Here is a 26300-nt window from a genome sequence, read left to right on the forward strand (position 1 = left end):
TCGCCGGCCAGGTCGGGATCGCCGTGCCGAGCCTCTACAAGCACGTGTCGTCGCTCGCCGACCTGCGGCGGGAGGTCGCCATCGCGTCGGTCAACGACCTCACCAAGGCGATCTCCACCGCAACGACGGGCAGGGCCGGGCGAGACGCCGTGCGGGCGATGGCGGATGCCCTGCGCGAGTTCGCGCACAGGCACCCGGGTCGCTATGCGGCGACGCAGGTCGCCGCGCGGCCGCACGACCCGCTGGATGTGGGGCTTGCTGCCAGCAGCGCCGAGACGCTAGCCGTCATCGCCTCGGTCCTGCGCGGGTTCGATCTTCCCCCCGAGGCGACGATCGACGTCATCCGAGTGCTCCGGTCGGCCGTCCACGGCTTCGTGGTCCTCGAGATCGGCGGAGGCTTCGGGCTTCCCCGGGACCTGGACCGCAGCTTCGAGTTCCTCGTCGACACGGTGACGGTCGGCATCGAACGGCTCAGCCTGCAGGGGTCAGCCCGCCAGTGACGCCCCGAGGGCATCCATCAGGTCGATCGTGCCCCGTTCGCGCCACTCCGGTTTGTCGAACCCGTCGAGGTACGCACCCTGTTCGGTGAGCACGAGCCGGGTGCCGCCGTCGACCGGTGTCAGTTCGATCGTCGCGAGCGACTCGCTGATCGTGCGCTCGTCGAGGTGCATCTCGTAGGTGTAGATGATGCGTTCGCCCGGCACGATGTCGAGGTAGAGCGCGTCGAATGACGATCGAGGGCCCTCGATCGGGCCTCCGACATTCGTCTCGTGGCCGCCGACCCGAAAGTCGAAGGTCTGCACCGGCGTGCGCCACTCGCGGGGTCCGGTGAACCAGAGCGCCTTGGCCTTCGGGTCGGCGAAGGCGGCGAAGACCCGCTCCTGCGTTGCGGCGAATACGCGGTCGACGACGAAGGTCGAGTGGATGACTGAACGGTCTGACATGGCTACTCCTCGGATGCTGGTTGGGGTTGGGGTGAGTCTGGTTCCGCGGCGAGATAGTCGCCCAGGCGGTCGAGGCGTTGCTCCCACGCGGAGCGCAGGTTCGAGATCCATGCCTCGGTCGCGTCGATCGCCGCCGGCTCAAGGCGGCAGGTGCGCACCCGGCCGACCTTTCTCGAGCGCACGAGTCCGCTCGTCTCGAGAACCCGGAGGTGCTGGAGAACGGCGGGGAGCGACATGGCGAGGGGCTCCGCGAGTTCTCCGACACTCGCCGGCCCGCGGCTCAATCGGGTCACCATGGACCGGCGGGTCGGGTCGGCGAGCGCCGCGAACGCCCGGTCGAGGTCGCCCAATTGGTTAAGCATGTGGTTAAGTATCGCCGCTGAGCTTTCTGTGTCAAGTGGCTGTCTGTGTCACGCGGCGGCCGGTGTCGAGGGGCGGCTCGTGTCAAGCGGCGGCCCGTGTGACGGGGCTGCCTGTGTCATCACGCGACGAGGGGAACCTTTGCGCCGGGCACCGATTGTTGCGAAGCTGGGAGCGAGCGTCGTGGACGGATGCGGCGCCGCGACATCCGGGAGCGCGCCAATGCCCACCAGCATCTTTCTCAACCTGCCGATCAAGGACCTCGAGCGGTCCACCGCATTCTTCTCGGCCCTCGGCTGCACCTTCAACCCGCAATTCACCGACGAGAACGCGACGTGCATGGTGATCTCCGAGAGCATCTTCGCAATGTTGCTCGTCGAGCCGTTCTACCAGACGTTCACCGCGAAGCAGATCGTCGACGCGACGACACAGTCGGAGGCGCTCATCGGGGTGAGCGCCGACAGCCGCCAGGAGGTGGACGACGTGGTCGACAAGGCGATCGCCGCGGGTGCGATCGTCTCGAGGGAGGCCCAGGACTACGGCTTCATGTACTCCCGCACCTTCGACGACCTCGACGGACACACCTGGGAGTTCATTTGGATGGACCACGAGCACGTTCAATAGGCCACAAACGAAGGAGCACGACCATGTTCACCAGCAGCGGTGCATTCAGCGGTTTCTCGGTCGACGACATCGAGGCCGCACGACGGTTCTACGGCGAGACGCTCGGGATGCGCGTGTCGATCAACGACATGGGCTTCCTCAACCTCCACCTCGAGAGCGGCGCGACGGTGCTCGTGTACTCCAAGCCGAACCACGAGCCGGCGAGCTTCACGATCCTCAATTTCACCGTCGACGACGTGGAAGCGGCCGTCGACGACCTCAACGCGCGCGGTGTGAAGACGGACATCTATCCGAGCGACACGCTGCCCGTCGACTCGAAGGGGATCATGCGCGGCAACGGCCCGGACATCGCCTGGTTCCTGGACCCGGCCGGCAACGTGCTCTCGGTGCTCTCGGTGCTCTCGGAGTCCTGAGGGGCGGATGCCCGGCCGGCGCCATCCCGCTCGCCGTCACGCCGCTCGTCGTCACGCCGCTCGCGGTCACCCCGCTCGCCGTCAATCGCGAATGCTCGCGGAGAGAGTTGACGCGCGCAGCGGCGGGGAAGCTGCGTCGGGGCGGGAGGCGGGACTCCCTCCGCGACGCGTTTTCCCCGCCGCGAGTCGACGAGGGGAGCGCCACGCGAGGCCCGCGCAGAACCGGCCGGTCGACCCAGTGCGGTGCTGCGCCGCGCCCGGACCGCGCGAAGCCGACCCGCTCCGCTATGGCCCGTCGACGCCCTTGGGAGTGTCGACGATGTCGTCGAACTGATGGTGCCTGGTGAGATACCCGGCCACCATCGGGCACGTGGCGACGATGCGCAGTCCCTTCTCGCGCACGTCACCGAGAGCCCATTCGATGAGCTCCGTCGCGAGCCCCTGGCCGGCATAGTCGGGGTCGACCTCGGTGTGCAGGAACACTCGGCGTTCGCCGACGTCGCGATAGGTGCTGACTCCGACTCGCGCGCCGTCGATGGTCAGCTCGTAGCGCCCGCCGACATCGTCAATCGTTTTCATGCTTCCATCATGCAGCGTCCCTGCGGGAGGTCGGCGATCCATTCCCTAGGATGGGAGCACAGCAGCCGGACCGTTGGAGGACCCCCGTGAAGATCGTCGCCTTTGTCATCGCCCTCGCGCTGTTCGTCGGCGGAATACTGCTCTTCGGCTACGCCTTCGAGCCGGGCGTGGACAACGGCCTCGTCTTCTTCGGCGGCGTCGTCGCGGTCGCGCTGTCGCTGGCGATCCCGTTCCACCTGCTCAAGCGCATCGACGGCTGAGCGCGAGTTACGCCGTGGCTGGTGATTTCGGGATCGGCGCCCAGGTGCACCTCCGGGATGCGTCGCCGAGTGACCCGTCGCCCTGGCCGTACGAGCCGAGCGGCATCATCGTGCGCTCCGGCGGCTCTGCGCTCGCCGGTGTCTGGGGTCGAGCCGCGGGCGGACGGATGTGGTGGGTGCAGTTCGACGAGCCGCAGTCGAATGCGCAGGGTGACGGTCCTTTCGCGACGGCCCAGGTGCATGAGAAGTACCTCGAACTCGCCCCGACGGTGGACGGCGCGTGACGTTCGAACAGTACGGAGACGACGTTCTCACCGGCGACTGGCGCGGGGCGAAACGCAAGGTCATCCGTGAGATTCCGGCCGAACGCGACCTCGTGATCGAGTGGGCTGACACCGGGTTCTGCGGCGCCGTTCTGCGCGTCGAAGGCAAGCTGGTGCACCTCGAGGACTATCGCGGCGGAGTGCGTCTCTTTCCGCTCGGCGGAGGATTCCTTCTCGAGGGAGAGCCGGTCGTGCTGACCCCGCCGGCCACCGCACCGAAGGCCACCGCGCGCACTGCCTCCGGATCCTTCGCGGTCAACGGAGCGCGGGCGAGGGTGGCACTGCCCAGTCGCATCTTCGTGGAAGGGCGCCACGACGCCGAACTCGTGGAGAAGGTCTGGGGCGCCGACCTGAGGGTCGAGGGAGTGGTGGTGGAGTACCTCGAGGGTGTTGACGACCTGGCCGCGATCGTGAACGACTTCGCGCCGGGGCCCGGGCGCCGGGTGGGGGTGCTCGTCGACCACCTCGTGCCGGGGTCCAAGGAGTCGCGCATCGCGGATGCGGTGGCGCGCGGCCCGCACGGCGGGAACGTGCTCGTGGTCGGGCATCCATTCGTCGACATCTGGCAGTCGGTGAAACCGCAACGACTCGGCATGGACCTCTGGCCGGAGGTGCCGAGGAGCATCGAGTGGAAGCACGGCATTTGCGAGTCGCTCGGCTGGCCGCACGACGACCAGGAGGACATCGCGCGGGCCTGGCAGCGGATTCTCGGGCGGGTGCGCACCTACGCCGACCTGGAGCCGGTCGTGCTCGGGCGGGTGGAGCAGCTCATCGACTTCGTGACGGCCCCGGCCTGACGTCAGCGCGTCAGGTTGATCACCAGGTTGATCGTCGAGGCGAGAATCACCGAGCCGAACACGAACGAGAGCAGCGAGTGCCGCAGCGCCGTGGCGCGGATCGAATGGGTGGTGATGTTGGTGTCAGACACCTGGTAGGTCATGCCGACCGTGAACGACAGGTAGGCGAAGTCGGTGTACTGCGGCGGATCCGCCTGGTTGAAGTCGATGCCCTTTCCCGAGGTGTAATACAGGCGGGCGTAGCGCAGCGTGTAGAGCGTGTGCAGCAAGATCCAGGACAGCGCGACGCTCACGAGAGCGAGGGTCGCAAGCAGCGCCTTGGCGGCGCCGGCCACGTTCGCCGCGTTCGCGAGCACGACCACTACCGCGAACAGGCTCGCGATGCTCAGGATGAGCACGAGCAGATCGGCGATCGCCCGATTGGGCTCCTCGAGGCTTGCGTGCGTCGCGGTCTGGGTCGCATCCTGGCGGGCGATCGAGATCCAGACCCAGGTGGAGTAGACAAGGGCGGCGGCCGCCCAACCGACGGTCGGCGCATAGGCCCACTCCCCGAAGGCACCGGTGATGATCGCCGCGATCACCGCGACGAGGAGCATGACCATGAGACGAAGGGTGGTGTGACGCTGTCGCATGAGCCGATTAGACCACGCACCGGAGACGATTTCGGGGGATAACCCGATAACGCGCCGACGCTCCCCGTGGAATGCTTGCAGCATGGCTGAACTGAAGAGACCACGACAGGGACGAATCATCGCGGGGGTGTGCGCCGGCATCGCGAGGCGCTACGGCTGGAGTCCCACCCTCGTGCGCTGGGTATTCGTGCTCTCCTGCCTCCTCCCGGGGCCCCAGTTCCTCATCTACATCGCGCTCTGGATCCTGGTTCCCGAGGGCGACTAGCCCTCTCGGAACGGGCAGACTTGGTGCATGCTTCTTCGCGACCTCGCCGCCCAGGACCTTGCCCAGGTCGTGCTCCTCAACGACGCCGCCCATCCGGCAGTTCCGATCACGACGATCGACGAGATGGCCGAGCTGCTGCGGGTCGCCGGGTTCGCGAGCGTCGCGGTCGACCGGGCCGACGAGTCGACCGTGCTGGGGTTCGTGATCGGAATGCGGCCCGGCGCCGACTACCCGAGTGAGAACTTCCGCTTCTTCGAGGGCCGGGGAACCGACTTCCTCTACGTCGATCGCATCGTCGTGAGCGAGGCCGCACGCGGATCCGGCATCGGGCGGATGCTCTACGACGCCGTCTTCACCCTCGCCCGCACCGAGGGCCGCGCGGAGGTCACCTGCGAGGTGAACGTGCTGCCACCCAACCCCGCGTCGCTCGCCTTCCACGGGCGGCTGGGGTTCGAGCGCGTGGGCGAGCAGGACACCAAGAACGGGTCCGTTCGGGTGGCGCTGCTGGCCGCGGAGCTCTGAAGTCCGTTAATCGGGATGTCTCTGTAAACTGCCAGCCGTCGCCGCTGCCACGGTGTCGGTGTCGGTGTCGGTGATCTCGTCGAGCCGAAGGTGAGTGTCGCGCAAGTTCTTGCCCACGGCTAGTTTTCGCCGTCCTGCCCCGCCTTCCACCCCGCCTTCCACCGCGCTTCCATCCCGCTTCCACCGCGCTTCCACCGCGCTTCCGCCGCGCGAGTGGGCAATAGCGCACCTAAACGGCGCGCCTTTCGGCCACTATTGCCCAGTCGACGGGACCGGGTGCGCGAAGGCCGCGCGGTGCGCGAAGGCCGCGGGGGTGCGCGAGGGCCGCGCGGTGCGCGAGGGCCGCGCGGTGCGTGAGGGCCGCGCGGTGCGCGAGGGCCGCGCGGTGCGCGAGGCCGCGGGGTGCGCGCAAAGGGTCTCGACGGGGTGCGAGGTGCGCTACTGCGGGTAGATGGTCTCGCCGCGGGCGAGCATCGCCACGAACGTGTCGATCTTCGCGGCCCGTGTGGACGCTCGGGTGACCGAGGCGACCCTGAACAGGATGGCGAACCGGTTCTGGCTCGAGAGCGTGGCGAAGAAGACGGCCGCGGCCGGGTTTCCGTCGAGGGAAGCCCGCAAGTCTGGGGGAACCTCCGCGTCCTTCTGGCGGTAGGCGGCATCCCAGCGACCGTCGGCCTTGGCCCGTTCCACCTCCGCGAGACCGGATGGCAGCATCCGGCCATCGGCGGCCAACCGCGCAACATGGTCGCGGTTGATCTGCGACCAGACGCTTCGCGCGCGGCGCGGACTGTACGCCTGAAGGAAGAAGTGCTCGTCGAATGCGGCCCTCTGACCGTCGATCCAGCCGAAACAGAGTGCCTCGTCGAGGGCCAGCTCGACGCCGATTCCGGGGAGTGGGGACCCCTTCTTGCGCAGCTTCAGCCGCACTCCGCCGGTCTCGGCGTGGTGCACCGCAAGCCAGTCGCGCCATTCGCCGACCGAGGCGAAGTGCAGCACCGGCTTGTCGTCGTTGGCGACCATGGCCCCATCGTACGAGCAGCCTCGGACAAAGCTCACCGACGGGGGAGCAGACTGGAGGCATGGACTACAAGAAACTGGGTTGCAGCGGACTCGAAGTATCGGCGATCACCCTCGGGTGCATGAGCTACGGGGATCCGCAGCGCGGAAGCCACGACTGGACCCTCACCGAGGAGCAGAGCCGACCGTTCATCCGGCGCGCCCTCGAGCTCGGCATCACCACCTTCGACACGGCCAATGTCTATTCGCTCGGCTCGAGCGAGGAGATCCTCGGCCGTGCGCTCGGCGAATTCTCGCGGCGGGAGGAGGTGGTGATCGCCACCAAGGTGCACGGCAGCATGCGCCCCGGCCCCAACGGCCACGGCCTCTCCCGGGTGCACATCATGGAGCAGATCGACGCGAGTCTGCGCCGTCTCGGCACCGACTACGTCGACCTGTACCAGATCCACCGTTGGGACCCGACGGTGCCAATCGAGGAGACGATGGAGGCGCTGCACGACGTCGTGAAGGCGGGCAAGGCCCGGTACATCGGGGCGTCCTCCATGTTCGCGTGGCAGTTCGCGCAGGCGCAGTACACGGCGGACCTCAACGGCTGGACGCGCTTCGTGTCGATGCAGGACCACTACAACCTCATCAACCGCGAGGAGGAGCGCGAGATGCACCCGTTCTGCCTCGATCAGGGCGTCGGAGTGCTGCCGTGGAGCCCGCTCGCACGCGGCAGGCTCACGCGCGACTGGGACGCCTCGACCGCACGCTCGCAGACCGACGAGTTCGGCGCGACTCTCTACCGCCAGGCCGAGGAATCCGACCGCCGGGTGGCGGATGCCGTGGCGTCAGTTGCCCAGCGTCGCGGGGTTCCGAGGGCTCAGGTGGCGCTCGCGTGGGTGGCCGGGCGGGAGGCGGTGACGTCGCCGATCGTCGGCGCGACGAAACTCTCCCACCTCGAGGATGCCGTGGCCGCGCTCGAACTCCACCTCGATTCCGAGGAGGTGGCGGAGCTCGAGGCGGCGTACGTCCCGCACGCCGTCGCCGGTTTCTAGGGGGTGCGACCGGTGAGCGCGAGCAGCCGGGACTGCAGTGGGGCGTCGTCGGGCAGCGGCACCGGCGGAGCGTAGAGTCCGCTCGCGGCCAGGGTGTCGCGCTGCGGCTCGAAGAGGGTCCACACCGCCTCGATGAGCGCGGCATCCAACTGTTCGGACGCGCCAACCGCTCGGGCGAGATCCCACGAGTGGATGGTCACGTCGCCCACCTGCTCGCGCAGGTAGTCGGTCACCGGAACCTTGTCGCGCGACAGGCACACCAGCGTCGAGGGTGATGCCTCGTCCCACGCCGCGGTGGCCGCGAGGGAGTAGAGGCGCCACTCGGCCCTCAGGTCGTCGCCGAGAGGCTGCAGGTCGCGCATCGTCTGCTCGACCGTGCGGCCCGCGAGCAGGTGCGGCACCCACTGTTGTTCCTCGACGACATGACGCACGAGATCCCGCACGTTCCACTCGGAATCCGGAGTGGGGGCGTCCCAATCGGTGATCCCATCGAGTCGCGTGGCGAACTCCCGGTGCGCCTGCTTCTGCAGGTCCAGCCAGTCGCTGTGGTCCGTCATGGTCTGGCTCCGATCGTGTTGTCCTGCCTCCTCCAACGTTCGGCGGGGGGCCGCGCATTCCGCCTACTGTGCTGCGCCCACCGCATCCTCGGTGCGAGCCGGTGCGGCCGGCCGGGCACGGAACCGCCCGGTGGCCACCAGGACGATGACGATCACGAGCGGCACGATCCACCCGGACCAGCCGAGGATGGTGGCCTGCAGCGTGTCGATCCGCCGGCCGGCCTGCGCGAATACGAGACCGAATCCCGCCGCCGCATTGAATGCGCCGTGCGCGAGGGCCGCCGGCCACACCGACCGGGACCGGATCCGCAGCCAGCCGAAGATCGCCCCGACCACGGTGCACATGCCGATCATCGCGAGCACGCCGAGCCAGCCCGTGGCCGTCGGGTAGTTGTAGCCGAGCAGGATGAGCGGGGCATGCCAGGCGCCCCAGATCACGCCGGAGAGCAGGATGGCCGGCACCGGACCGAGCGCGAGCAGGCGCGGAAAGAGGAAGCCGCGCCAGCCCAGCTCCTCGCCGAGAGCCGGGATGGTGTTGATGAGGGTGCCGATGAGAACGTTGAGCAACTGGGCGGCCGCGAGCAGCTGGATCGGCACCGGCAGGGGAGGGGCCCCGACCGACGCGAGCGTGGTGTCGATCGTCTGCTGGAACCCGGAGAGGTGCACGAAGTCGGCCGGGTACACGCCGAGGAGCGCGCCGATGGGCAGCGCCACCAGGATGATCGCGACCGAGAGGAGCACCCCGAGGCCCGCATAGCCGAGCGTGCGGCGCACCGGCCGGATCGGCCACAGTCCGAGGTCGCGGGGGATCGAGGTCGGGCGGTCGATGAACCTGCTCACCAGGAGGGCGGCGGCCGCCGGGGTCGCCATGATGAGGAGCGCGATCACCAGGAACCAGAGGTTCCCCAGGCCGCCGGAGAGCCAGAGCGGGAGCGCGAACAGCCAGGACAGGCCGAAGGCGATTGCGAGATAGGCGAGCACCGGTTTCGTCTTCATCACAGCTCCCCGGCGGCGGACGGCGCGAGCAGGAAGAGCCCAGCGATCGCCCCGCTCGCGTCGAACGCGATGCGCCCCACCATGTCGCCCGCCTCGAACGCGAGCGGCACATCCACGATCGTCAGGGTGTCGGCGGCGCGGGAGAACGGCTCGCCCTGCCGCTCGAACGCCCCGACGAGCGCCGCGACTTGGGCCCAGGCGGCGGCGAGTTTGGCGGCGTCGAGCTGCGACCTCATCGTGTCGTCGAACTCGTCGACCACCGCCTGTGGACGGTTGGCTGCGAGGTGCGCGAACGCCTCGGCCGCCCGTTCGGCGGCGCGGGGCTGGGGGATCGTGTTCATGGTTGCTCCAGTTCGGGGATCGATGGGGCGGCCGAATCTCTGGAACGCGGCCTGTCGTGAGGTGCCGAGGGCGTCGCCGATGGCCTGCCAGGTGAGCCCGGATTCCCGCGCCTCGTCGACGGCGGCGGCCAGCACGGCGTCGGCCTCCGCACGCTGCAGCAGGGCGGCTCGGATGCTGTCGACGTGCACTCGCTCGGTCACCTGTCAAGTTTGCCTTGACGCTCGATCGGCTGTCAAGGTTCGCTTTACACGGGGCGGACCTAGGCTGGAGCGCGGGAAGGAACGCCGTGCACACCGAGGACCAGAACGAGATCACCGATCGATCGAGGACCGTCACCTGGGAGGACCCGCTGATCGGCGCGGAACTCGCGAAGACGATGTCGGGCCTCGAGTACATCCGGGCCCTCATCGACGAGGTGATTCCGGCGCCACCGATCGTCCACCTGATGAGGATGCGTCCCGTCGCCGCCGAGGTCGGCAAGGTGACCTTCACCTGCGATCCGGACGAATCCCACTACAACCCGATCGGCACGGTGCACGGCGGGCTCGTGTGCACGCTGCTCGACTCGGTGCTCGGGTGCGCGGTGCAGACGACCCTGCCCCGCGGCCAGGGGTACACGTCCCTCGAGATCAAGGTGAGCTACCTGCGGCCGGTGCTGGCCGACACCGGGCAACTCACGGCGGTGGGAATCGTCACCAAGCCGGGCACGCGGGCGGCCTTCGCCGAGGGCACGGTGCACGACGCGAACGGCAAGCTCATCGCCACTGCGTCGAGCACGCTGCTGGTCTTTCCGGTCTAGTCGCTGAGCCGCACGCCGAGCAGCCCGACGGCGCCGCTGAACCCCGTGGTGAGGAGCATCGACGTGATGACCCCCGCCGCGAGGATGCTCGTGAGCACCACGAGCTGGAAGACGCCGGCCTGCAGCACGGATGCTCCACCGAAGATCGCGCCGACGAACGATCCGGGTAACGCGACGAGGCCGGTCGTGCGGGTCTGGTCGGTGGTGGGGATGAGCGCGCCGAACACCGCGCGGGTCGCGAGATCCCGCACCGACTGCCGTGGTGTCGCGCCGAGGGCCAACCAACCCTCGACCTCGTCCTGTCGGCTCACGAGCGCCTCGCGAAAGTGCCGCCCGGCGAGGGTCGCGACGCTCATCGTGCCGCCGATGATGATCCCTCCGACCGCGAGCAGGTAGCGGCCCGAGAACTCGATCGCGCCCGACACGAACACGGTGATCAGCGGCACGGCGAGGCCCACCGCGAGCGATCCGGCGACGATCGCGACCTCGACGCGCGACCGGGCGACGCGGCGGGACACGGTGTAGACGGCGGCGCCGAACATCACGACGAGGGCCACAGCCACCCAGCGTTCATCGGAGATAATGCCGCCCAGGATCAGGGTGAGCAGGCCGAGCTGCAGGGCGGCGCGCGCGATCGCCCAAAGCGGCCCCCAGGGTCGCGGGATGCCTCGCGCCAGAAGAAGGCCGGTCGCGATGGCGATGAGCACGCCGACGGCGATCGCGGTGGGTACGAAGTTCACTGTGCCATTGTCCTCTCTCGCCCGACCGGGCGGATCGCTACTGAGAACGGTGGTCATTCCCGACTAGCGGGATTGGTGGAATACCTGCGCCGGCCTTCCTAGAGTGGGAACCATGGATGCTGCGGGCGGTCACGATACGAGCGGGCACGCGCATTCCCACGGCGTCGATCCGGTGACCGGGCTCGGCAATCGGCGTCGGCTCGGCATCGCGATCGGCATCGTCGCGGTCGTGCTCGTCGTCGAGCTGATCGGCGCGCTCGTGTCAGGGTCGCTCGCGCTGTTCGCCGACGCCGGCCACATGCTCTCCGACCTCACCGGGCTGGTCGTGGCGCTCATCGCCACCCTCATGGCCGCGCGCCCGGCCACGGACAAGCGCACCTTCGGGCACCGCCGGGCGGAGGTGTTCGCCGCGTTCCTCAATGCCGCGATCCTCATCGTCGTCGTGGCATTCGTCCTCATCGAGGCGATCGGCCGACTCGCCGGCACCTCCGCCGGCGCGGTACAGGCTCCACTCATGCTCGTCGTCGCCGTGGTGGGCGCGATCGCGAACACCGCGGCCCTGCTCGTGCTTCGCGGCGGGGCGGCGCATTCGATCAACATGCGCGCGGCGTACCTCGAGGTGCTCGGCGACCTCATCGGGTCGATCGCGGTGGTCGTGGCGGCCGTGGTCATCCTCTTCACCGGGTTCGAACTCGCCGACGCGATCGCCTCGCTCGCCATCGCGGCCCTCATCCTGCCCAGGGCCGTCACGCTCATGAGGGACACGCTGCGGGTGCTCAGCCAGGGCACGCCACGCGGCACCGATGTGGACCTCATCCGCGAGCACGTGCTCTCCAAGGAGGGCGTCGTCTCGGTGCACGACGTGCACGTGTGGTCGATCACTCCCGGGGCGAACGTGTTCTCCGCCCACGTGGTGGTCGAGCCGTACATCTTCAGCGAGAACCGCACCGACCGGCTCCTCGACGCGCTGAGCGAGTGCCTCAAGGAGCACTTCGACGTTGCCCATTCGACCTTCCAGCTCGAGCCGGCCGAGCACGCCGAGCACGAGGTGGAGCAGCACCGTTAGCCGCATGCCTGTCGGAGTATATGGCCGGTGTTAACGATGATGGGCCCCCGCGATCTCTCGCGAGGGCCCCTGAATCGGGTGTGGGTTAGGCGGCCTGCAGCACGAGCTGGAGCTCGAGGGTGAGGCTGATCTCGTCGCCGAGGGTGAGTCCGCCGGCCTCGAGGGCCGCGTTCCAGCTCACGCCGAAGTCCTGGCGGTTGATCTTGGTGGATGCCGCGATGCCCGCCTTGGTCTGGCCGTAGCCGTCGGTGACGATGCCGCCGAATTCGCCGGTGAGGGTGATCGGCTTGGTGACGCCGCGCAGCGTCAGGCTGCCGTCGATCGTGAAGTCGTCGCCGGTGATGGCGATGCTCGAGGAGGTGAAGGTGGCCGTGGGGAACTCGTCGACCTGGAAGAAGTCGCTCGTGCGCAGGTGCGCGTCGCGGTCCTTCTGGTTGGTGTTCACCGAGGCGATGTCGATGACGGCCTCGACCGTGGTGGCGGTGGGGTCCTCGGCGGTGACGACAGTCACGTCGAACTTCTCGAAGGAGCCGCGAACCTTGCTGATCGCGAGGTGCTTGACGCTGAAATTGAGGGTGGAGTGGGTCGGGTCGATTGCCCAGGTGCCGACGACGTACGAGGGATGAGTGTCAATGAGATTGGTCATAGTCTCATGCAAGCGCATCGACCCTGGGATTATTCCGAATTTTGGTGACGCGTCATGATTTCGTGCGAATTGTCCCCCGATCGAACCGCGTCACGCCGTCGGAACGGCTCAGGACGGGCGGGTGTCCGGGGACACCGTGCGCGACGGGTCACGCTCGGCGAGATGGCCGATCACCGACTCGATGCGGCCGAGCGCGTCCGGGGAGAGCGTGACCCCCGCCGCCTTGACGTTGGACACCACCTGCTGCGGCCTCGAGGCTCCGATGATGGCCGAGGCCACGTTCGGATTCTGCAGCACCCAGGCGATCGCCAGCTGCGCGAGGTCGAGGCCGGCCTCCTCGGCGATCGGTCGAAGGTCCTGCACGGCGGTGAGCACGTCATCCGCAAGGAAGCGCCTGATGGTCTCGGCGCCGCCCTTCTTGTCCGTCGCGCGCGTCCCCTTCGGCAGTGGCGCTCCCGGCAGGTACTTTCCGGTGAGTGCCCCCTGGGCCACCGGCGACCACACGATCTGGGAGATGCCGAGTTCCTGAGATGCCGGAACGACATCCGCCTCGATCACTCGCCACAGCATGGAGTACTGCGGCTGGTTGGAGATGAGCTGGATGCCGAGGTCCCTCGCGAGGGCGTGGCCGGCTCGCAGCTGGTCGGCGTTCCACTCCGAAACCCCGATGTAGAGCGCCTTGCCCTGCCGCACGACGTCGGCGAAGGCCTGCATCGTCTCTTCGAGCGGGGTCTCCACGTCGTAGCGGTGGGCCTGGTAGAGGTCGACGTAGTCGGTCTTGAGCCGCTGCAGCGAGCCGTCGATCGACTCGAGGATGTGCTTGCGCGACAGTCCGCTGTCGTTCGGACCCTTCAACCCGGTGGGCCAGTACACCTTGGTGAAGATCTCGAGCGACTCGCGCCGCTCGCCCTTGAGGGCCTTGCCGAGCACCTTCTCGGCGACGGTGTTGGCGTAGACGTCCGCCGTGTCGAAGCTCGTGATGCCCACCTCGATGGCGGCCTTCACGCACTCGATGGCCGTGTCGTTCTCCACCTGTGAACCGTGGGTGAGCCAGTTGCCGTAGGTGAGCTCCGAGACCTTGAGGCCGCTGTTGCCGAGATATCTGAAATCCATGCCCCCAACGTTACGCCGAACGGCCGGACCCCCGGGTGTGGTCGCGGGTAGCATTCGGTGAATGGCTCGTTACGTGGCACTCCTTCGCGGCATTAACGTGGGCACGGCGAAGGCGATCTCGATGGCCGACCTCGCCGAGGTGTTCGGCGGTCTCGGATTCTCCGCCGTCAGGACCGTTCTGCGCAGCGGCAACGTCGTTTTCTCGTCGTCCGGGCCGCTCGCGGTGGACGCGGCGCGATCCGTCGAGGCCGCCGTGCTGTCCTCCACCGGCGTGCAGTCGAGTGTGCTGCTCCTCGCCGGCGAGGACTTCGCCGAGATCGCCGAGGCCAACCCGCTGCTCGCCGTCGCGACCGACGGATCGAAGTCGTTCGTGACGTTCGCGAGCTCGATGCCCGACCGGCTCGAAGCGCCGGATGCGGCGGCCATCGCCCCGGAATTGCTGGCCGTGGGGGAGCGGGCGATCTACCAGTGGATGCCGAAAGGCAGTCAGCAGACCCGGGTGCCGAGGTCGTTCTGGAAGCAGTTCGATGCCCCGGTGACCGCCCGAAACTGGAACACCGTCACCAAGCTGCTCGACCTGCTCGGCGAGTGACCACAGAATAGTCATTTCCGGGCCGATGCGAAGAAGCCTCTCCTCCTTCACAGGGTTTACGGAGGTTCGTCCTTGAGGCTGGAGCAACAAGGCCGACACGAACGAACCCCGTCTGGTGCGAATATTCCGCCAGCGATGGGACCACGTCGGTCAGGCTCCCGCCCGAGTCGGGAAGCCTCCATCTGCGCTCGAAGTCGTGCGTGTGCCCGAGTGTGCGCCCGATTCCCGCGTGCCGCAGCGATCCGGAAGAACCCCGCTTGCCCAAACATTCCTCCCGTGTGTCCGCGCGTGCCCCGCACCCGATAACCGAGCCGATCGCGGCCCGCGTTCGTCCGTACGTCACCCAGCCCGTGGCGCCGGCGACCCCGTCGCTTCCGGCCCTCAACGGACGTTCGGTACGCAACCTCCGCCACGTGCGCACCGTTCGGCTCCTCCGTCGAAACGTGGCAGTCGTGGCCGTCGGATTCGCCGCGCTTCTCGTCGGTGCGGTAGCCATGCCTGCCTACGCGCAGGCGACGGCACCGCCCGCCTACGTGGCACCCGTGCTCCAGCAGTTCGCGGCGTCCGAGTCGCTCCCGTCGCCGGTCGTCGAGCGGAACGACAGCTATTCGGTGACCGTTCCGCCGCCGCTCCAGTGGCCGGTCGGCGCCGGTACCCCGATCAGCGACGGCTTCGGTCCCCGCGTCTCGCCCTGTGCGGGCTGTTCGAGCCAGCACGAGGGGGTCGACTTCGACCCGGGATACGGGGCCACCGTGCACGCGATCGCCGCCGGGGTGGTCGTGGAGACCAACAACCCGGGGTACGCCGCCCTCGGCGTCCACGTCGCCATCGAGCACGTCATCGATGGGCAGACCATCGTGAGCGCCTACGGCCACATGCAGACCGGCTCGATGCACCTCAAGGTCGGCGACATCGTGCACGTCGGCGAGCCCATCGGCCTCGTCGGCAGCACCGGCGCGAGCACGGGCGCGCACCTGCACTTCGAGATCCGCCAGGGCGGAACGACACCGGTCGACCCGCGCGCCTGGATGCACGCGCACCTGGGCTGATCGCCCGCGCGGCCCAAAGTGGCCCAGCGGGGCGGCCGGGTACAGGGGCCGGGGTGTTGATTCGGCTCCCAGCATTGCGGGATAGCGTCCTCTCGTGAACACGTTTGCCGCCGTCTGGCGATCCCGAGTGCTGTCCGCATTCACCGGCGACCGACAGGGGCGCCCGGACTGGGTCGACCAGATCGAGCAGGGCGACGACGCGGGGTTCTTCGGGGTCGGATCGGCCGCCTGGGCGGTGCACGGTGGCATGCCCACGCTTGTCGCCGGCATCCGCGCCCTGCTGATGCAGACCCTCCACCCCGGGGCGATGGCCGGCGTGCACGACTGGTCGCGCTATCGGGAAGACCCTCTCGGTCGGCTCTCCGGCACCATCCAGTGGCTGATCGGCGTGACGTTCTCCGACACGGCGATGGCCGTGCGCGAGTCGAACCGGGTCGAACGATTCCATGACCGAGTGCGGGGAACCTACCTCGACGCGAACGGCGTCGAGCGGCCGTACTGGGCGGGAGACCCCGAGCTGCTCTCCTGGGTGCACGTGGTCTTCACCGACGCGTTCCTCGGCAGCCACGACCTCTGGGGCGGACCGATCCCCGGCGGCGCCGACCGCTATGTCGGCGAATGGACGAAGGCGGGGGAACTCATCGGCGTGCCATCCCCGCCGACCACCGAGGCGGAGCTGCGGGCGCAACTGGAGGCGTTTCGCGCGTCCGGGACTCTCACGAGCGACGAGCGCGTGGCCGAGGCGGTGAGGTTCATCCGCAACCCGGGTATCTCGCGCGGCATGCGGCCGGCCTACCGCATCCTGTTCGGCGGCGCCGTCGCGTCGATCCCGCGCGAGTACCGCCGGCTCCTCGGCCTCAGGCGGCCGTGGTGGCCGGCGATCACCCTCACGCGGGCGGTGCTCGCCCTCGTCGGGTCGATCCTGGGACGCAGCTCCACGAGCGAAGTCGCGGCGCGCAAACGACTCGCCAGGCTCGGCCTGTTGCCGGTGGCCGAGGATGTCCGAAGCCTCGGCTAGATTGCCTGTGGGATGAGCAAACAGGACGGCAGCACTCGGCAGGTGAGCTCGGCCTCGGTCGACAGCAGCACCGCCACGATCCTGCACGTGGACCTCGACGCCTTCTTCGCCTCGGTCGAGTTGCTCGACCGGCCCGAGATAGCGCACCTGCCGGTGGTGGTGGCTGGACGCTCCGCGCGCTCCGTCGTGACGGCGGCGAACTACCCGGCCCGCAAGTACGGCGTGAGATCGGCCATACCGCTCTCCCAGGCTCTTCGGCTGTGCCCGAAGGCGATCGTGCTCGAGCCGCACTTCGAGAAGTACCGCTACTACTCCGACACGGTCATGGCGATCTTCGACGACGTCACCCCGCTCGTCGAACGGCTGGGAATCGACGAGGCGTTTCTCGACGTGGCCGGCGCGCGGGGACTGCTGGGCTCGCCGGCGGAGGTGGGCGAGCTGATCCGCCGCCGAGTGCACGAGGAGACCGCGCTCCACTGCTCCGTGGGTGCCGCATCCACCAAGTTCGTGGCCAAGCTCGCCTCCGGTCGAGCGAAACCGGACGGGATGCTCGTGATCCCGGCCGACCAGACGCTCGCGTTCCTGCATCCGCTGCCCGTCGGGGCCCTGTGGGGCGTCGGGGCGGCGACCGAGGAGGCGCTCACCCGCCGCGGGCTGCGCACCATCGGTGACATCGCCGCGACCTCGGTCGAGGCGCTGAAGCGGGCAGTGGGGGAGGCATCCGGGCGCAAACTGCACGACCTGGCGAACGGCCTGGACCCCCGCGCGGTCAACCCGCGTGCCGACGAGAAGAGCGTCGGGCACGAGGTGACGTTCGAGGTGGACACCCTCAACTCCGACGAGCTGCGTCGCGAACTGCTGCGCCAGGCGAACGCCGTGGCGGTGCGGCTGCGCACGGCCGGCTGGGTGGGGCGCACCGTCGTGCTCAAGCTGCGCTACTCCGACTTCAGCACCATCACACGATCGCGCACGCTCGCCGAGTCGACGGATGTGGGCAGGCGCATCTACGAGGAGGTGCGGTCGATCTACGAGGCGATCGGCCAGCATGCGCCGGTTCGCCTGATCGGAGTGCGCATGGAACAGCTCACCCCGGGGGACGGCCAGCAACCGGGCCTCTGGGACGAGGACGAGGGCTGGCGCGAGGCCGAGGACACGATCGACGCCGTGAGCGCCCGGTTCGGCCGGGGAGCGCTCCGGCCGGCCTCCCTGCTCCGATCGACGGCCCCGCCGGGAGATCCTCGCAACCTGCCCCGCCAGGAGCACTAGCGGATCCGCGCCAACGCTTCCACCGAACCCGCGAGTGGGCGAATTCGGCGCTTCAACCGCCGTCCTAGCGCCAAATTCGCCCACTCGTGCAGGCGGTAGCGCGACCTGCGCCGGAGTTCGGCGGCCTCGTGCGCGCCGTCGGTTTCCGCGACGTCAGCGGCCACCTCTCCTGCACCGTGGGAATCGGGTCGGAGGCCTGGGACCGGTTCGAGCAGCCGTCGCGGCCCGCGCAGCTGCGTCCGTTCGCCCCGATCACAAGCTCTGGCTCGGCCAGGTGCTCGAGGCGAACCCCGACTTCACCCAGACGGCCGCGACGCCGGTCTTCCGCTGGGGCTTTGGGCTCCGGTCGGACAAGTAAAAGTCCGTAAAGGACATTCCGGATGGCGCAACAATCTCCCTCTACGCCGACCCGGCCAACGAGGCGCAGGGCCTGTGGATCCTGGAGCGCGCCGGACTCATCACCCTCAAGCCCGGCATCGACAAGGCTCGGGCGACGCAGGATGACATCGCGAGCAACCCGAAGCACATCACGCTGAAGCTGCTCGACTTCGGCGCCCAGTCCCTCGCGCTGCCGGACCTCGACGCTGCGGTCGGCTACACCGAGTACTACCTCGCGGCCAACATCCCGATCGAGAAGAAGATCTTCGCCCCGGCCCGAACCCCTCCGGGGCCACAGCGTGCGAAAAGGGCCAACACGTCGGCCCCGATTGCGCGCAGTGGCCCCGGTCCGGCGGCAAACGCCGCTGGGCCGCTCAGCGAGCGAGGATCGCCGCCGAGTGGCCCGGCAGCACCACACCGCTGGCTGAGGCGCCGACCGTGTGGTGACTCGCGAGCAGCACCGAGCCGCCGAACGGCAGGGCGACCGGGAAGTCCGCGAGGTTCACGATGATCGAGGTCGAACCGCGGTGCAGCACGAACCAGCGGCCGGTCGCCGTGTCCTCGAACTCGACGCGCGTACGGTCGAAGCGCGGGTCGGTGAGATCCGGCACGGTGCGCCGCAATTCGGCGAGCCGGCGGTAGACCGCGAGCAGCCGGGCATGGTCGCCATCCGCGGATTCCGCCCAGTCGAGCTTCGACCGCTCGAAGGTCTGCGGGTTCTGCGGGTCGGGCACGACGGCCGGGTCCCAGCCCATCCGCTCGAACTCGCGGATGCGGCCCTCGGCCGTCGCCGTTCCGAGCTCCGGCTCCGGATGCGACGTGAAAAACTGCCACGGTGTGGACGCCCCCCACTCCTCGCCCATGAAGAGCATCGGCGTGAACGGCCCGGCCAGGGTCAGGACGGCGGCGATCGCGAGCTGCCCGTAGTCGAGGGTCGCGCTCAGTCGGTCGCCGGTGGCGCGATTGCCGATCTGGTCGTGATTCTGGTTGGCGACGACGAGCCGCCAGTTGGGCATGTTCTCGGTGTCGATCGGGCTGCCGTGCACGCGCTCCCTGAACGACGAGTACGTGCCGTCGTGGAAGAACCCCCGGGTGAGCACCTTCGCAAGCGAGTCGAGGTGTTCGAAGTCCGCGTAATAGCCGGTGATCTCGCCGGTGAGGGCGACGTGCACGGCGTGGTGGAAGTCGTCGCTCCACTGGGCGTCGAGCCCGTAGCCGCGCGCCTCGCGGGGGCGGATGAGCAGCGGGTCGTTGAGATCGGACTCGGCGATCAGGGTGAGCGGCCGGCCGAGGAATGCCGACAGCGCGCTCGTCTCGATGGCGAGTTCCTTGAGGATGTGCGTCGGAGACCCGTCGACGAGGGCGTGCACCGCATCGAGCCGCAGCCCGTCCACGTGGTAGTCGCGCAGCCACATGAGCGCGTTGTCGATCACGTAGCGCCGCACCTCCGGAGAGTCGAGGTTCACCGAGTCGCCCCAGGTGTTCGCGCCCTCCTCGCGCAGGTATGGGCCGAAGCGAGGCAGATAGTTGCCGCTCGGCCCAAGGTGGTTGTACACGACATCCTGGATCACGCCGAGGCCGCGGGCATGGCACTCGTCCACGAAGCGCTGGTACGCGGCGGGGCCGCCGTACACCTCGGCGACGGCGTACCAGAGCACCCCGTCGTAGCCCCAGTTGTGGGTTCCGTTGAACCCGTTCACTGGGAGCAGTTCGACGAAGTCGACGCCGATCGACACGAGATGATCGAGCCTCTCGATGGCCGAGTCGAGGGTGCCGCCCGGCGTGAAGGTGCCGAGGTGCAGCTCGTAGATCACCCCGCCGGCGAGCTGTCGCCCGGTCCAGGCGTCGTCCGTCCAGGCGAAGGCGGCCGGGTCGAAGGTGCGGGAGAGGCCGTGCACGGACTCGGGCTGCCGTCTCGAGCGGGGATCGGGCAGCGGCGTCTCGTCGTCGTCGAGCAGGAACCCGAAGTCGGTGCCGTCGAGCCCCGCCGGGGCGCTCCACCATCCGTCGGACCCGTGGTTCATCGGATGCCGCGAGCCGTCGAGAAGCAGCGTCACGCTTCCGGCGGCCGGGGCCCACACCTCGAAGCTCACGAACCCACCGTGCTGCCGGTCGCGAGGAGCTCCGAGGGCACGAACAAGGCCACCGGATAGCGGGCGAAGACCTCGACCAGACGCAGTTCGCCGCCCGGGAACTCCGTGCCGGTGAGCACGTCGACTACGGGCCTGCCGGCGAGGATGATCGAGGTCGCGCCCCAGCCGCCCGCGAGTTCGAGTCCGAGCGGCAGCCGAGTGGAGACGGTGACCACGTCGCCCCGGTCGAAGGCGAGCACGTGGCGCGCCGCGGGCCCGAACGCGGGAAGTGGGGCGTAGCGGCTGAACAGCTCCGGGTGGTCGCGGCGCAGGCGCAGCGCCCTCGACGTGACGAGCAGCTTCGCCGCGCCGGACTCGTCGACCGGCGGGTGCGCGCCGGCGTCGATCGCGGCGAGATAGAGGCGGCGTTCGTCGAAGTCGACCGGTCGACGGTTGTCCGGGTCGACCAGGGAGGTCTCCCAGAGCTCGCTGCCTTGGTACACGTCCGGCACGCCGGGAGCCGTCAACTGGATGAGCTTGGCGGAGAGCGAGTTGCTCCATCCGGCCGCCCGCACTCGATCGAGCACCTCCTCGATGACCGCCGTGACGGCCGGGTCATCGAAGGCGGAGTCGACCAGGTCGTGCATCCGCTGTTCGAAGGCCTCCCGCGGCGCGTCCCAGGCCGTGGAGTTGCCGGCCTCGCGGGCCGCCTTCTCCGCGTAGGCGTGCAGCCTCTCCCGGCTCGCCGGCCAGGCGCCGACAATGGCCTCCCAGAGCAGGGCCTCGAGCGGCCCGTCGCCGAGCGGCGCGGCCTCGCGAAGGCGGTCGAGCGCGGACTCCCACTCGCCCGGGATCTCGGCGAGCACGCTGATCCTGGCGCGCACGTCCTCCCCACGCTTGGTGTCGTGGGTGGAGAGGGTGGTGAGCGAGGCGGGAAAGCTCGCCTGCCGCAACTGCTGGCGCCGATGGAATTCGGCCGTGCCGATCGAGAACTCCGAGGGGTCGGCGCCCACCTCGGTGAGCGAGCCGAGCCGCGTGTAGCGGTAGAAGGCGGTGTCTTCCACACCCTTGGCCATGACCATGCCGGAGGTCTGCTGGAAGCGGATCGCGGCCGGGTGGTCTGGGTCGCTCAGGATCGGGACGAGATCGCCGATCGCATCTGTGAGGTCTGCACGGTGTGAGATCGCGAGCCTGGCGGCATCGTGCAGGTGCTCGAGGCCGAGCGGCAGGTATGAGCGGTAGACGGCAAAGCAGGCGAGCAACTCGGCGAGGGCGTCCGCCGTCGATGAGATCGCCGAACCCTCGTCCGCCTCCACCGCCTCGACCGACCGTCCGAGGTCGCGCTCGAGGCGCAGAACCTCGGAGCGCAGGATGCCGTCCGCGATCGCGCGTTTCGTGTCGTGGATCAGACCCGACCACGACACCGTCGAGTCGGTGCCGCGCAGGCGCCGGTCGAGTTCGTCGAGCGCGGAGCGACCGGCCGGGTCGACGAGCACTCGGTCGACATCGGCGAGGGCGTCGTAGCCCGTCGTTCCGGCCGTCGCCCACGAGGTGGGGAGCTGCTCGTCGCCCTCGAGGATCTTCTCCACGAGCACGTAGCTGTCGCCGGTGGCCTTGGCGAGGTCGTCGAGATACCCGGCCGGATCGGCCAGGCCGTCCGGATGGTCGACGCGCAGACCGTCCACGAGGCCGTCCCGGAACCAGCGGGCGATCTCCGCGTGGGACTCCTCGAACACCCACGGGATCTCGACCCGGATGCCGGCGAGCGAGTTCACCGCGAAGAACCGGCGGTAGTTCAGTTCGGCGTCGGCACGACGCCAGTCGATGAGCTCGAAGTGCTGTCGCGAGTGCACCTCTCGCGGGGAGGCACCATCGTCGGCCGTGCCGGGGGCGATCGGGAACCGGTTGTCGAAGTAGCGGAGTTCGCCGTCGACGATCTCGAGGTCGTCGAGGGAGTCGTCGCCGAGCACGGGGATGCGCAGCCTGCCGTTGCCGAACTCCCAGTCGATGTCGAACGCCTCGGCGTAGCGGGAGGCCTGGCCGTGGGTGAGCACGTCCCACCACCACGCGTTCTGGTGCGGCGTCTGCACGCCGACGTGGTTCGGCACGATGTCGACGAGCACGCCGAGCCCGAGCGACCGGGCGGCGGCGGACGCGGCATCCAGTCCGGCCTCGCCTCCCCTGGCCGGGTCGACTCTTGAGTGGTCGGTCACGTCGTACCCGTGGTCCGAGCCCGCCTCGGCGGTGAGCAGGGGAGAGAAGTAGAGCCAATCGGCGCCCAGATCGCGCACGTACTCGGCGATGTTCGCCGCCGCGTTCAGGTCGAAGGATTCGCGGATCTGCAGGCGGTAGGTGGAACGGGGGATGCGCATCAGCTCACCTCCGGCTTCACCGCGGCCGTCGAGCTCGGATTTCCGGCGAGGGAGATCAGCGACGCGGCCACCGAGTGGTCGACCTCCACCTCGGGGGCGAGCCAGGCGCGCAGCACGACCAGCGACTTCAGCTCGACGGAGATGACGTCTCCCGCCTTGCGGGGCGCGGAGTCGGCGAGCTTGCCGGAGGTGTCGATCACGATCTCCCACGCGCCGGAGAATTCGGCCGAGGGGAGGGTGAAGCCCACGGCCTCATCGTGCGCGTTGAAGAAGATCGCGAAGTTGAGGTCGGTGATCGTCTGGCCTCGCGCATCCCGACCCTGGATTCCATTCCCGTTCAGGAATACACCGATCGAGCGACCGAACCCGGCGTCCCAGTTCTCCGGTTCCATCTCCTCGCCAGCGGGCGTGAGCCAGACGATGTCGGACAGCGGTTCGCCCTCGCCCCGCTTGACCGGGCGGCCATCGAAGAAGCTCTTGCGGCGGAACGTCGGGTGGTCCTTGCGCAGCCTGGCCACCGCGGCGACGAACTCGATGAGCGGCTGGTCCGCCGTGTCCCAGTGCACCCAGGAGATATCGGAGTCCTGCGCGTAGGTGTTGTTATTGCCCTGCTGGGTGCGGCCGAGCTCGTCGCCGTGCAGGATCATCGGCACCCCCTGGGAGAGCAGCAGGGTGGCGAGGAAGTTGCGTTGCTGGCGAGAGCGCAGGGTGAGAATGGCCGGGTCATCCGTCGGCCCCTCGACACCGCTGTTCCAGGAGCGGTTGTGCGATTCGCCGTCGTTGTTTTCTTCGCCGTTCGCTTCGTTGTGCTTGTCGTTATACGAGACGAGGTCGGCGATCGTGAAACCGTCGTGCGCCGTCACGAAGTTGATCGAGGCGACCGGCCGTCGGCCATCACCCTCGTACAGGTCTGCAGACCCGGTGAGCCGGGACGCGAACTCGCCGAGGGTGGAGGGTTCACCCCGCCAGAAGTCGCGAACGGTGTCGCGGTACTTGCCGTTCCACTCCGTCCACTGCGGCGGGAAGTTGCCCACCTGGTAGCCGCCCGGGCCGACATCCCACGGCTCGGCGATGAGCTTGACCTGCGAGACGATCGGATCCTGCTGCACGAGCTCGAAGAAGGTGGAGAGCTTGTCGACGTCGTAGAACTCGCGCGCGAGTGTCGACGCGAGATCGAACCGGAAGCCGTCGACGTGCATCTCGATCACCCAGTAGCGCAGGCTGTCCATGATGAGCTGCAGCGAGTGCGGGTGTCGCACGTTGAACGAGTTGCCGGTGCCGGTGTAGTCCATGTAGAACTGCTGGTCGTCCTCGACGAGCCGGTAATATGCCTCGTTGTCGATTCCCTTGAACGAGAGCGTCGGGCCGAGGTGGTTGCCCTCCGCGGTGTGGTTGTAGACCACGTCGAGGATCACCTCGATGCCGGCATCGTGCATCGATCGCACCATGCCCTTGAACTCCTGCACCTGCTGGCCCTCGTCGCCGGTGGACGAGTAGCTGTTCTGGGGGGCGAAGAACCCGATGGTGTTGTAGCCCCAGTAGTTTCTCAGGCCCCTCTCGAGCAGGGTCGAGTCCTGCACGAACTGGTGCACCGGCATGAGCTCGATGGCGGTGACACCGAGCTTCTGCAGGTGCTCGACGACCGCGGGGTGGGCGACCCCGGCGAAGGTGCCGCGCTGCTCCCTCGGCACGTCCGGGTGCAGTTCGGTGAGCCCCTTGACGTGCGCCTCGTAGATCACCGTGTCGTTGTACGGAACCCGCGGATGCCGATCCCCGGCCCAGTCGAAGAACGGGTTGATGACGATGCCCATCATCATGTGCTTCGCAGAGTCCTCGTTGTTAACCGAGAGGGGGTCGCCGAAGTTGTAGGAGAAGAGGGCCGGTTCCCAGTCGATGTCGCCGCAGGTTGCCTTGGCGTACGGGTCGAGCAGGAGCTTGTTGGGGTTGCAGCGCTTGCCGGACTTCGGATCGTACTCGCCGTGCACCCGATAGCCGTAGCGCTGCCCAGGCTGCACTGACGGCAGGTAGGCGTGCCACACGTACGCGTCCACCTCGACGAGCTCGACTCGCGTCTCCACGCCGTCCGCGTCGAAGAGGCACAGTTCGATCTTCTCTGCGACCTCGCTGAAGAGGGCGAAGTTCGTGCCGCTTCCGTCGAACGTTGCGCCGAGCGGGTAGGCCGATCCGGGCCAGGTTTCCATGATTCTCCCTGATTATGCTGTTGTCACCGTAACCCGAATCGGACGTGCCGCACGAACCGGGTTGGACCCTTGACAGGGCGGCCAAATCGGTTCTTACCAGCCCAGCCGGCGCCGCACCGCGGCGACCGCGTCGTCCGGCCAGCCCGCCCAGCCGGGCGCGATCGTCCGCTCCGCGATGTCGAGCAAGGCTTGCGCCGCGGGCTCCACCTCCTGGGCCACGGCGCGCGCGATCTCGGGCCCGGATTCCGGGTAGACGAGCTCGAATCGACGCCAGTTGTCGAGGTTGTCCGAGTGCTGCGGCGCGGCGGCGGGCATCCGTTCCTGCCACACGTTCACGAGGTGCGCGACGGCGGCGTTGCGCACCGCGGCCCCGGCGATGAGCGTCTCGCCGCGGCGAGCGCGACCAACGCCGATGAGGATGAGCAGGAGGAACTGGCCGATCTCCCGCTCGGCGTCGATGCTCACGTGCGGCTTGTGCTTCGCCGCCATCGCTGCCATGACCTCCTCGACACCGCCCCGGTCGAGCACCACGGAATAGTCGTTGGCCTGCCAGCTTCGGATCTCATCGAGGGGCGCGACATCGAACTCAAGCACGTGGCCGTCGTCGTAGACGGCCCGGTAGCCCTCGCCGGGCACCGGGGAGGCGAAGACCAGACTCTCGAACCGGGGGAGCCAGTCGAGCCGGGAGCGCACGGCCTCGGTCGCCGTCGGGGAGGTCACGACGATGAAGTCGTGGTCGGACCACTCGTCGAGGCGGGACCGGTCGGCGGCGCTCCCGGTCACGACGAGGCCGACGACCCCCGACAGGGACGACACACTCGCCAGAAGCTCCGCGGTGAAACGGTCGAACGCGGCGATCGCGAAGTTACTCGTCATGCGCAGAGCCTAGAACGGCATCCGCCCGGCGGCCCAGTCCCGCCTCCGGATCCGCACCACGCGTTTCTCCGGAGGTTCCTCACGCGCATCTCCGCCGCCCCACGCGTTTCTCCGGAGGTATTGGCGTTCCTGGGCCGATTGGGGCGGAATGGGCGGCATTTCGAGCCGGTTTGGCCGAAACCTCCGGAGAAGTGCTCGGGGGTGCGTGGTACTTTCGAGCCGGTTCGGCCTAAACCTCCGGAGAAACGCGGGGAGGGCCGCGCGGGGGAGGAACGCGCGGAGGTTGGGGCCGGGGGTGCGGGAGCGGATGCCGGCGGCTAGGATTGAGAGCGAACACGGGAGTCCGGTGAGCCGGGCTGAGAGGAAGCTTCTCCAAGCTTCGACCGTCGAACCTGATCTGGATCATGCCAGCGCAGGGAGGCAGTTTCTCTCCGGGTTGCC

General features: G+C 68.6%; 31 protein-coding genes, 1 pseudogene and 1 riboswitch. Of the genes and pseudogenes, 17 read left to right on the plus strand and 15 right to left on the minus strand.

What is annotated here, in order from left to right; genetic code table 11:
* The coding region (locus VIM54_RS10285) for a TetR-like C-terminal domain-containing protein (protein WP_331901074.1) at positions 1-500 on the plus strand (500 nt) is incomplete at its 5' end.
* On the opposite strand, the gene VIM54_RS10290 is transcribed toward VIM54_RS10285, so the two are convergent.
* Both VIM54_RS10290 and VIM54_RS10295 read right to left on the minus strand, forming a co-directional pair.
* Complete coding sequence (locus VIM54_RS10290) at positions 486-944, minus strand: SRPBCC family protein (protein ID WP_331901076.1); 459 nt, start codon at positions 942-944, stop codon at positions 486-488. The genes VIM54_RS10285 and VIM54_RS10290 overlap by 15 nt on opposite strands.
* A gap of 2 nt (positions 945-946) precedes the next feature.
* Entirely contained in the window at positions 947-1306 is a 360-nt protein-coding gene (locus VIM54_RS10295) for a metalloregulator ArsR/SmtB family transcription factor (protein WP_331901078.1), read from the minus strand.
* Between the two features lie 220 nt (positions 1307-1526).
* Between VIM54_RS10295 and VIM54_RS10300 the strand changes: the two genes are divergently transcribed.
* Both VIM54_RS10300 and VIM54_RS10305 read left to right on the plus strand, forming a co-directional pair.
* Positions 1527-1928 (plus strand): VOC family protein, encoded by a 402-nt coding sequence (locus tag VIM54_RS10300; protein WP_331901080.1) that lies wholly within the window; start codon positions 1527-1529, stop codon positions 1926-1928.
* 23 nt (positions 1929-1951) lie between these two features.
* Complete coding sequence (locus VIM54_RS10305; protein WP_331901081.1) at positions 1952-2341, plus strand: VOC family protein; 390 nt, start codon at positions 1952-1954, stop codon at positions 2339-2341.
* A gap of 285 nt (positions 2342-2626) precedes the next feature.
* On the opposite strand, the gene VIM54_RS10310 is transcribed toward VIM54_RS10305, so the two are convergent.
* Complete coding sequence (locus tag VIM54_RS10310) at positions 2627-2920, minus strand: GNAT family N-acetyltransferase (RefSeq protein ID WP_331901083.1); 294 nt, start codon at positions 2918-2920, stop codon at positions 2627-2629.
* A gap of 86 nt (positions 2921-3006) precedes the next feature.
* Between VIM54_RS10310 and VIM54_RS10315 the strand changes: the two genes are divergently transcribed.
* The 3 genes from VIM54_RS10315 to VIM54_RS10325 are packed head-to-tail and all read left to right on the plus strand — an operon-like array spanning position 3007 to position 4300.
* Positions 3007-3180: a hypothetical protein gene (locus VIM54_RS10315; protein ID WP_331901084.1), complete on the plus strand. Its 174-nt coding sequence runs from the start codon at positions 3007-3009 to the stop codon at positions 3178-3180.
* A 14-nt stretch (positions 3181-3194) separates the two neighbouring features.
* Positions 3195-3464, plus strand: coding sequence for a hypothetical protein (locus VIM54_RS10320; RefSeq protein ID WP_331901085.1), 270 nt, complete (start codon positions 3195-3197; stop codon positions 3462-3464).
* A complete protein-coding gene (locus tag VIM54_RS10325; RefSeq protein WP_331901086.1) occupies positions 3461-4300 on the plus strand; it encodes a DUF3097 domain-containing protein in 840 nt (279 codons plus the stop codon). The genes VIM54_RS10320 and VIM54_RS10325 overlap by 4 nt, the downstream gene beginning before the upstream one ends.
* A 2-nt stretch (positions 4301-4302) precedes the next feature.
* Here VIM54_RS10325 and VIM54_RS10330 read toward each other — a convergent pair whose 3' ends face one another.
* On the minus strand, positions 4303-4932 hold the full coding sequence (locus tag VIM54_RS10330; protein WP_331901088.1) for a DUF1345 domain-containing protein: 630 nt from the start codon (positions 4930-4932) through the stop codon (positions 4303-4305).
* A gap of 82 nt (positions 4933-5014) precedes the next feature.
* On the opposite strand from VIM54_RS10330, the gene VIM54_RS10335 reads away from it, so the two are divergent.
* Positions 5015-5197, plus strand: a complete 183-nt coding sequence (locus tag VIM54_RS10335; RefSeq protein WP_331901089.1) for a PspC domain-containing protein — start codon at positions 5015-5017, stop codon at positions 5195-5197.
* Between the two features lie 27 nt (positions 5198-5224).
* Entirely contained in the window at positions 5225-5719 is a 495-nt protein-coding gene (locus VIM54_RS10340) for a GNAT family N-acetyltransferase (protein WP_331901090.1), read from the plus strand.
* A gap of 438 nt (positions 5720-6157) precedes the next feature.
* Here the strand turns inward: VIM54_RS10340 and VIM54_RS10345 are convergent, their stop codons facing one another.
* Complete coding sequence (locus VIM54_RS10345) at positions 6158-6739, minus strand: YdeI/OmpD-associated family protein (RefSeq protein ID WP_331901092.1); 582 nt, start codon at positions 6737-6739, stop codon at positions 6158-6160.
* A 59-nt stretch (positions 6740-6798) separates the two neighbouring features.
* On the opposite strand from VIM54_RS10345, the gene VIM54_RS10350 reads away from it, so the two are divergent.
* Entirely contained in the window at positions 6799-7776 is a 978-nt protein-coding gene (locus VIM54_RS10350; protein ID WP_331901093.1) for an aldo/keto reductase, read from the plus strand.
* On the opposite strand, the gene VIM54_RS10355 is transcribed toward VIM54_RS10350, so the two are convergent.
* From VIM54_RS10355 to VIM54_RS10365, 3 genes are all read right to left on the minus strand, one after another.
* Positions 7773-8333 carry a TIGR03086 family metal-binding protein gene (locus VIM54_RS10355; protein WP_331901094.1) on the minus strand — a complete coding sequence of 187 codons (561 nt, stop codon included), beginning with the start codon at positions 8331-8333 and terminating at the stop codon, positions 7773-7775. The two genes, VIM54_RS10350 and VIM54_RS10355, sit on opposite strands and share 4 nt — an antisense overlap.
* Before the next feature lie 63 nt (positions 8334-8396).
* Complete coding sequence (locus VIM54_RS10360; protein WP_331901096.1) at positions 8397-9329, minus strand: type II CAAX endopeptidase family protein; 933 nt, start codon at positions 9327-9329, stop codon at positions 8397-8399.
* Positions 9329-9871 carry a DUF3887 domain-containing protein gene (locus VIM54_RS10365; protein ID WP_331901097.1) on the minus strand — a complete coding sequence of 181 codons (543 nt, stop codon included), beginning with the start codon at positions 9869-9871 and terminating at the stop codon, positions 9329-9331. The genes VIM54_RS10360 and VIM54_RS10365 overlap by 1 nt, the downstream gene beginning before the upstream one ends.
* A gap of 86 nt (positions 9872-9957) precedes the next feature.
* Here VIM54_RS10365 and VIM54_RS10370 point away from each other — a divergent pair, with 86 nt between their 5' ends.
* The gene (locus tag VIM54_RS10370; RefSeq protein WP_331901098.1) at positions 9958-10470 is read left to right on the plus strand and encodes a PaaI family thioesterase; all 513 of its coding nucleotides are present in this window, start codon (positions 9958-9960) and stop codon (positions 10468-10470) included.
* Here the strand turns inward: VIM54_RS10370 and VIM54_RS10375 are convergent.
* Complete coding sequence (locus VIM54_RS10375) at positions 10467-11210, minus strand: ABC transporter permease (RefSeq protein ID WP_331901100.1); 744 nt, start codon at positions 11208-11210, stop codon at positions 10467-10469. The two genes, VIM54_RS10370 and VIM54_RS10375, sit on opposite strands and share 4 nt — an antisense overlap.
* 112 nt (positions 11211-11322) lie before the next feature.
* Between VIM54_RS10375 and VIM54_RS10380 the strand changes: the two genes are divergently transcribed.
* Positions 11323-12276, plus strand: a complete 954-nt coding sequence (locus VIM54_RS10380) for a cation diffusion facilitator family transporter (protein WP_331901102.1) — start codon at positions 11323-11325, stop codon at positions 12274-12276.
* 85 nt (positions 12277-12361) lie between these two features.
* On the opposite strand, the gene VIM54_RS10385 is transcribed toward VIM54_RS10380, so the two are convergent.
* Together VIM54_RS10385 and VIM54_RS10390 are read right to left on the minus strand one after the other, a co-directional pair.
* The gene (locus tag VIM54_RS10385; protein WP_331901104.1) at positions 12362-12922 is read right to left on the minus strand and encodes a YceI family protein; all 561 of its coding nucleotides are present in this window, start codon (positions 12920-12922) and stop codon (positions 12362-12364) included.
* A 108-nt stretch (positions 12923-13030) separates the two neighbouring features.
* Positions 13031-14035, minus strand: a complete 1005-nt coding sequence (locus tag VIM54_RS10390) for an aldo/keto reductase family protein (protein WP_331901105.1) — start codon at positions 14033-14035, stop codon at positions 13031-13033.
* A 61-nt stretch (positions 14036-14096) separates the two neighbouring features.
* Here VIM54_RS10390 and VIM54_RS10395 point away from each other — a divergent pair, with 61 nt between their 5' ends.
* The 6 genes and pseudogenes from VIM54_RS10395 to VIM54_RS15955 all read left to right on the plus strand — a co-directional run.
* Complete coding sequence (locus VIM54_RS10395; RefSeq protein ID WP_331901107.1) at positions 14097-14627, plus strand: DUF1697 domain-containing protein; 531 nt, start codon at positions 14097-14099, stop codon at positions 14625-14627.
* Between the two features lie 278 nt (positions 14628-14905).
* Entirely contained in the window at positions 14906-15676 is a 771-nt protein-coding gene (locus VIM54_RS10400) for a M23 family metallopeptidase (protein WP_331901109.1), read from the plus strand.
* 94 nt (positions 15677-15770) lie between these two features.
* Positions 15771-16694, plus strand: coding sequence for an oxygenase MpaB family protein (locus tag VIM54_RS10405; protein WP_331901111.1), 924 nt, complete (start codon positions 15771-15773; stop codon positions 16692-16694).
* A gap of 12 nt (positions 16695-16706) precedes the next feature.
* Positions 16707-17960 carry a DNA polymerase IV gene (dinB, locus tag VIM54_RS10410; RefSeq protein WP_331901112.1) on the plus strand — a complete coding sequence of 418 codons (1254 nt, stop codon included), beginning with the start codon at positions 16707-16709 and terminating at the stop codon, positions 17958-17960.
* Positions 17961-18136: 176 nt separating this feature from the next.
* Positions 18137-18328, plus strand: coding sequence for a hypothetical protein (locus VIM54_RS10415; RefSeq protein WP_331901185.1), 192 nt, complete (start codon positions 18137-18139; stop codon positions 18326-18328).
* Between the two features lie 2 nt (positions 18329-18330).
* Positions 18331-18597, plus strand: a pseudogene (locus tag VIM54_RS15955) (MetQ/NlpA family ABC transporter substrate-binding protein); the annotation flags it as partial.
* Between the two features lie 115 nt (positions 18598-18712).
* Here VIM54_RS15955 and treZ read toward each other — a convergent pair.
* From treZ to VIM54_RS10435, 4 genes are all read right to left on the minus strand, one after another.
* A complete protein-coding gene (gene treZ / locus VIM54_RS10420) occupies positions 18713-20431 on the minus strand; it encodes a malto-oligosyltrehalose trehalohydrolase (RefSeq protein ID WP_331901113.1) in 1719 nt (572 codons plus the stop codon).
* Complete coding sequence (treY, locus tag VIM54_RS10425) at positions 20428-22782, minus strand: malto-oligosyltrehalose synthase (protein WP_331901114.1); 2355 nt, start codon at positions 22780-22782, stop codon at positions 20428-20430. Before treY ends, treZ begins: the two co-directional genes overlap by 4 nt.
* Positions 22782-24983, minus strand: coding sequence for a glycogen debranching protein GlgX (gene glgX, locus VIM54_RS10430; RefSeq protein WP_331901116.1), 2202 nt, complete (start codon positions 24981-24983; stop codon positions 22782-22784). Before glgX ends, treY begins: the two co-directional genes overlap by 1 nt.
* A 93-nt stretch (positions 24984-25076) precedes the next feature.
* Positions 25077-25859, minus strand: coding sequence for a hypothetical protein (locus VIM54_RS10435; protein WP_331901118.1), 783 nt, complete (start codon positions 25857-25859; stop codon positions 25077-25079).
* Positions 25860-26184: 325 nt separating this feature from the next.
* Positions 26185-26295: riboswitch (TPP riboswitch) on the plus strand.
* Positions 26296-26300 lie beyond the last annotated feature (5 nt).

Origin of the sequence: Lacisediminihabitans sp., from assembly GCF_036569425.1 — a bacterium.
GTDB lineage: Bacteria > Actinomycetota > Actinomycetes > Actinomycetales > Microbacteriaceae > Lacisediminihabitans.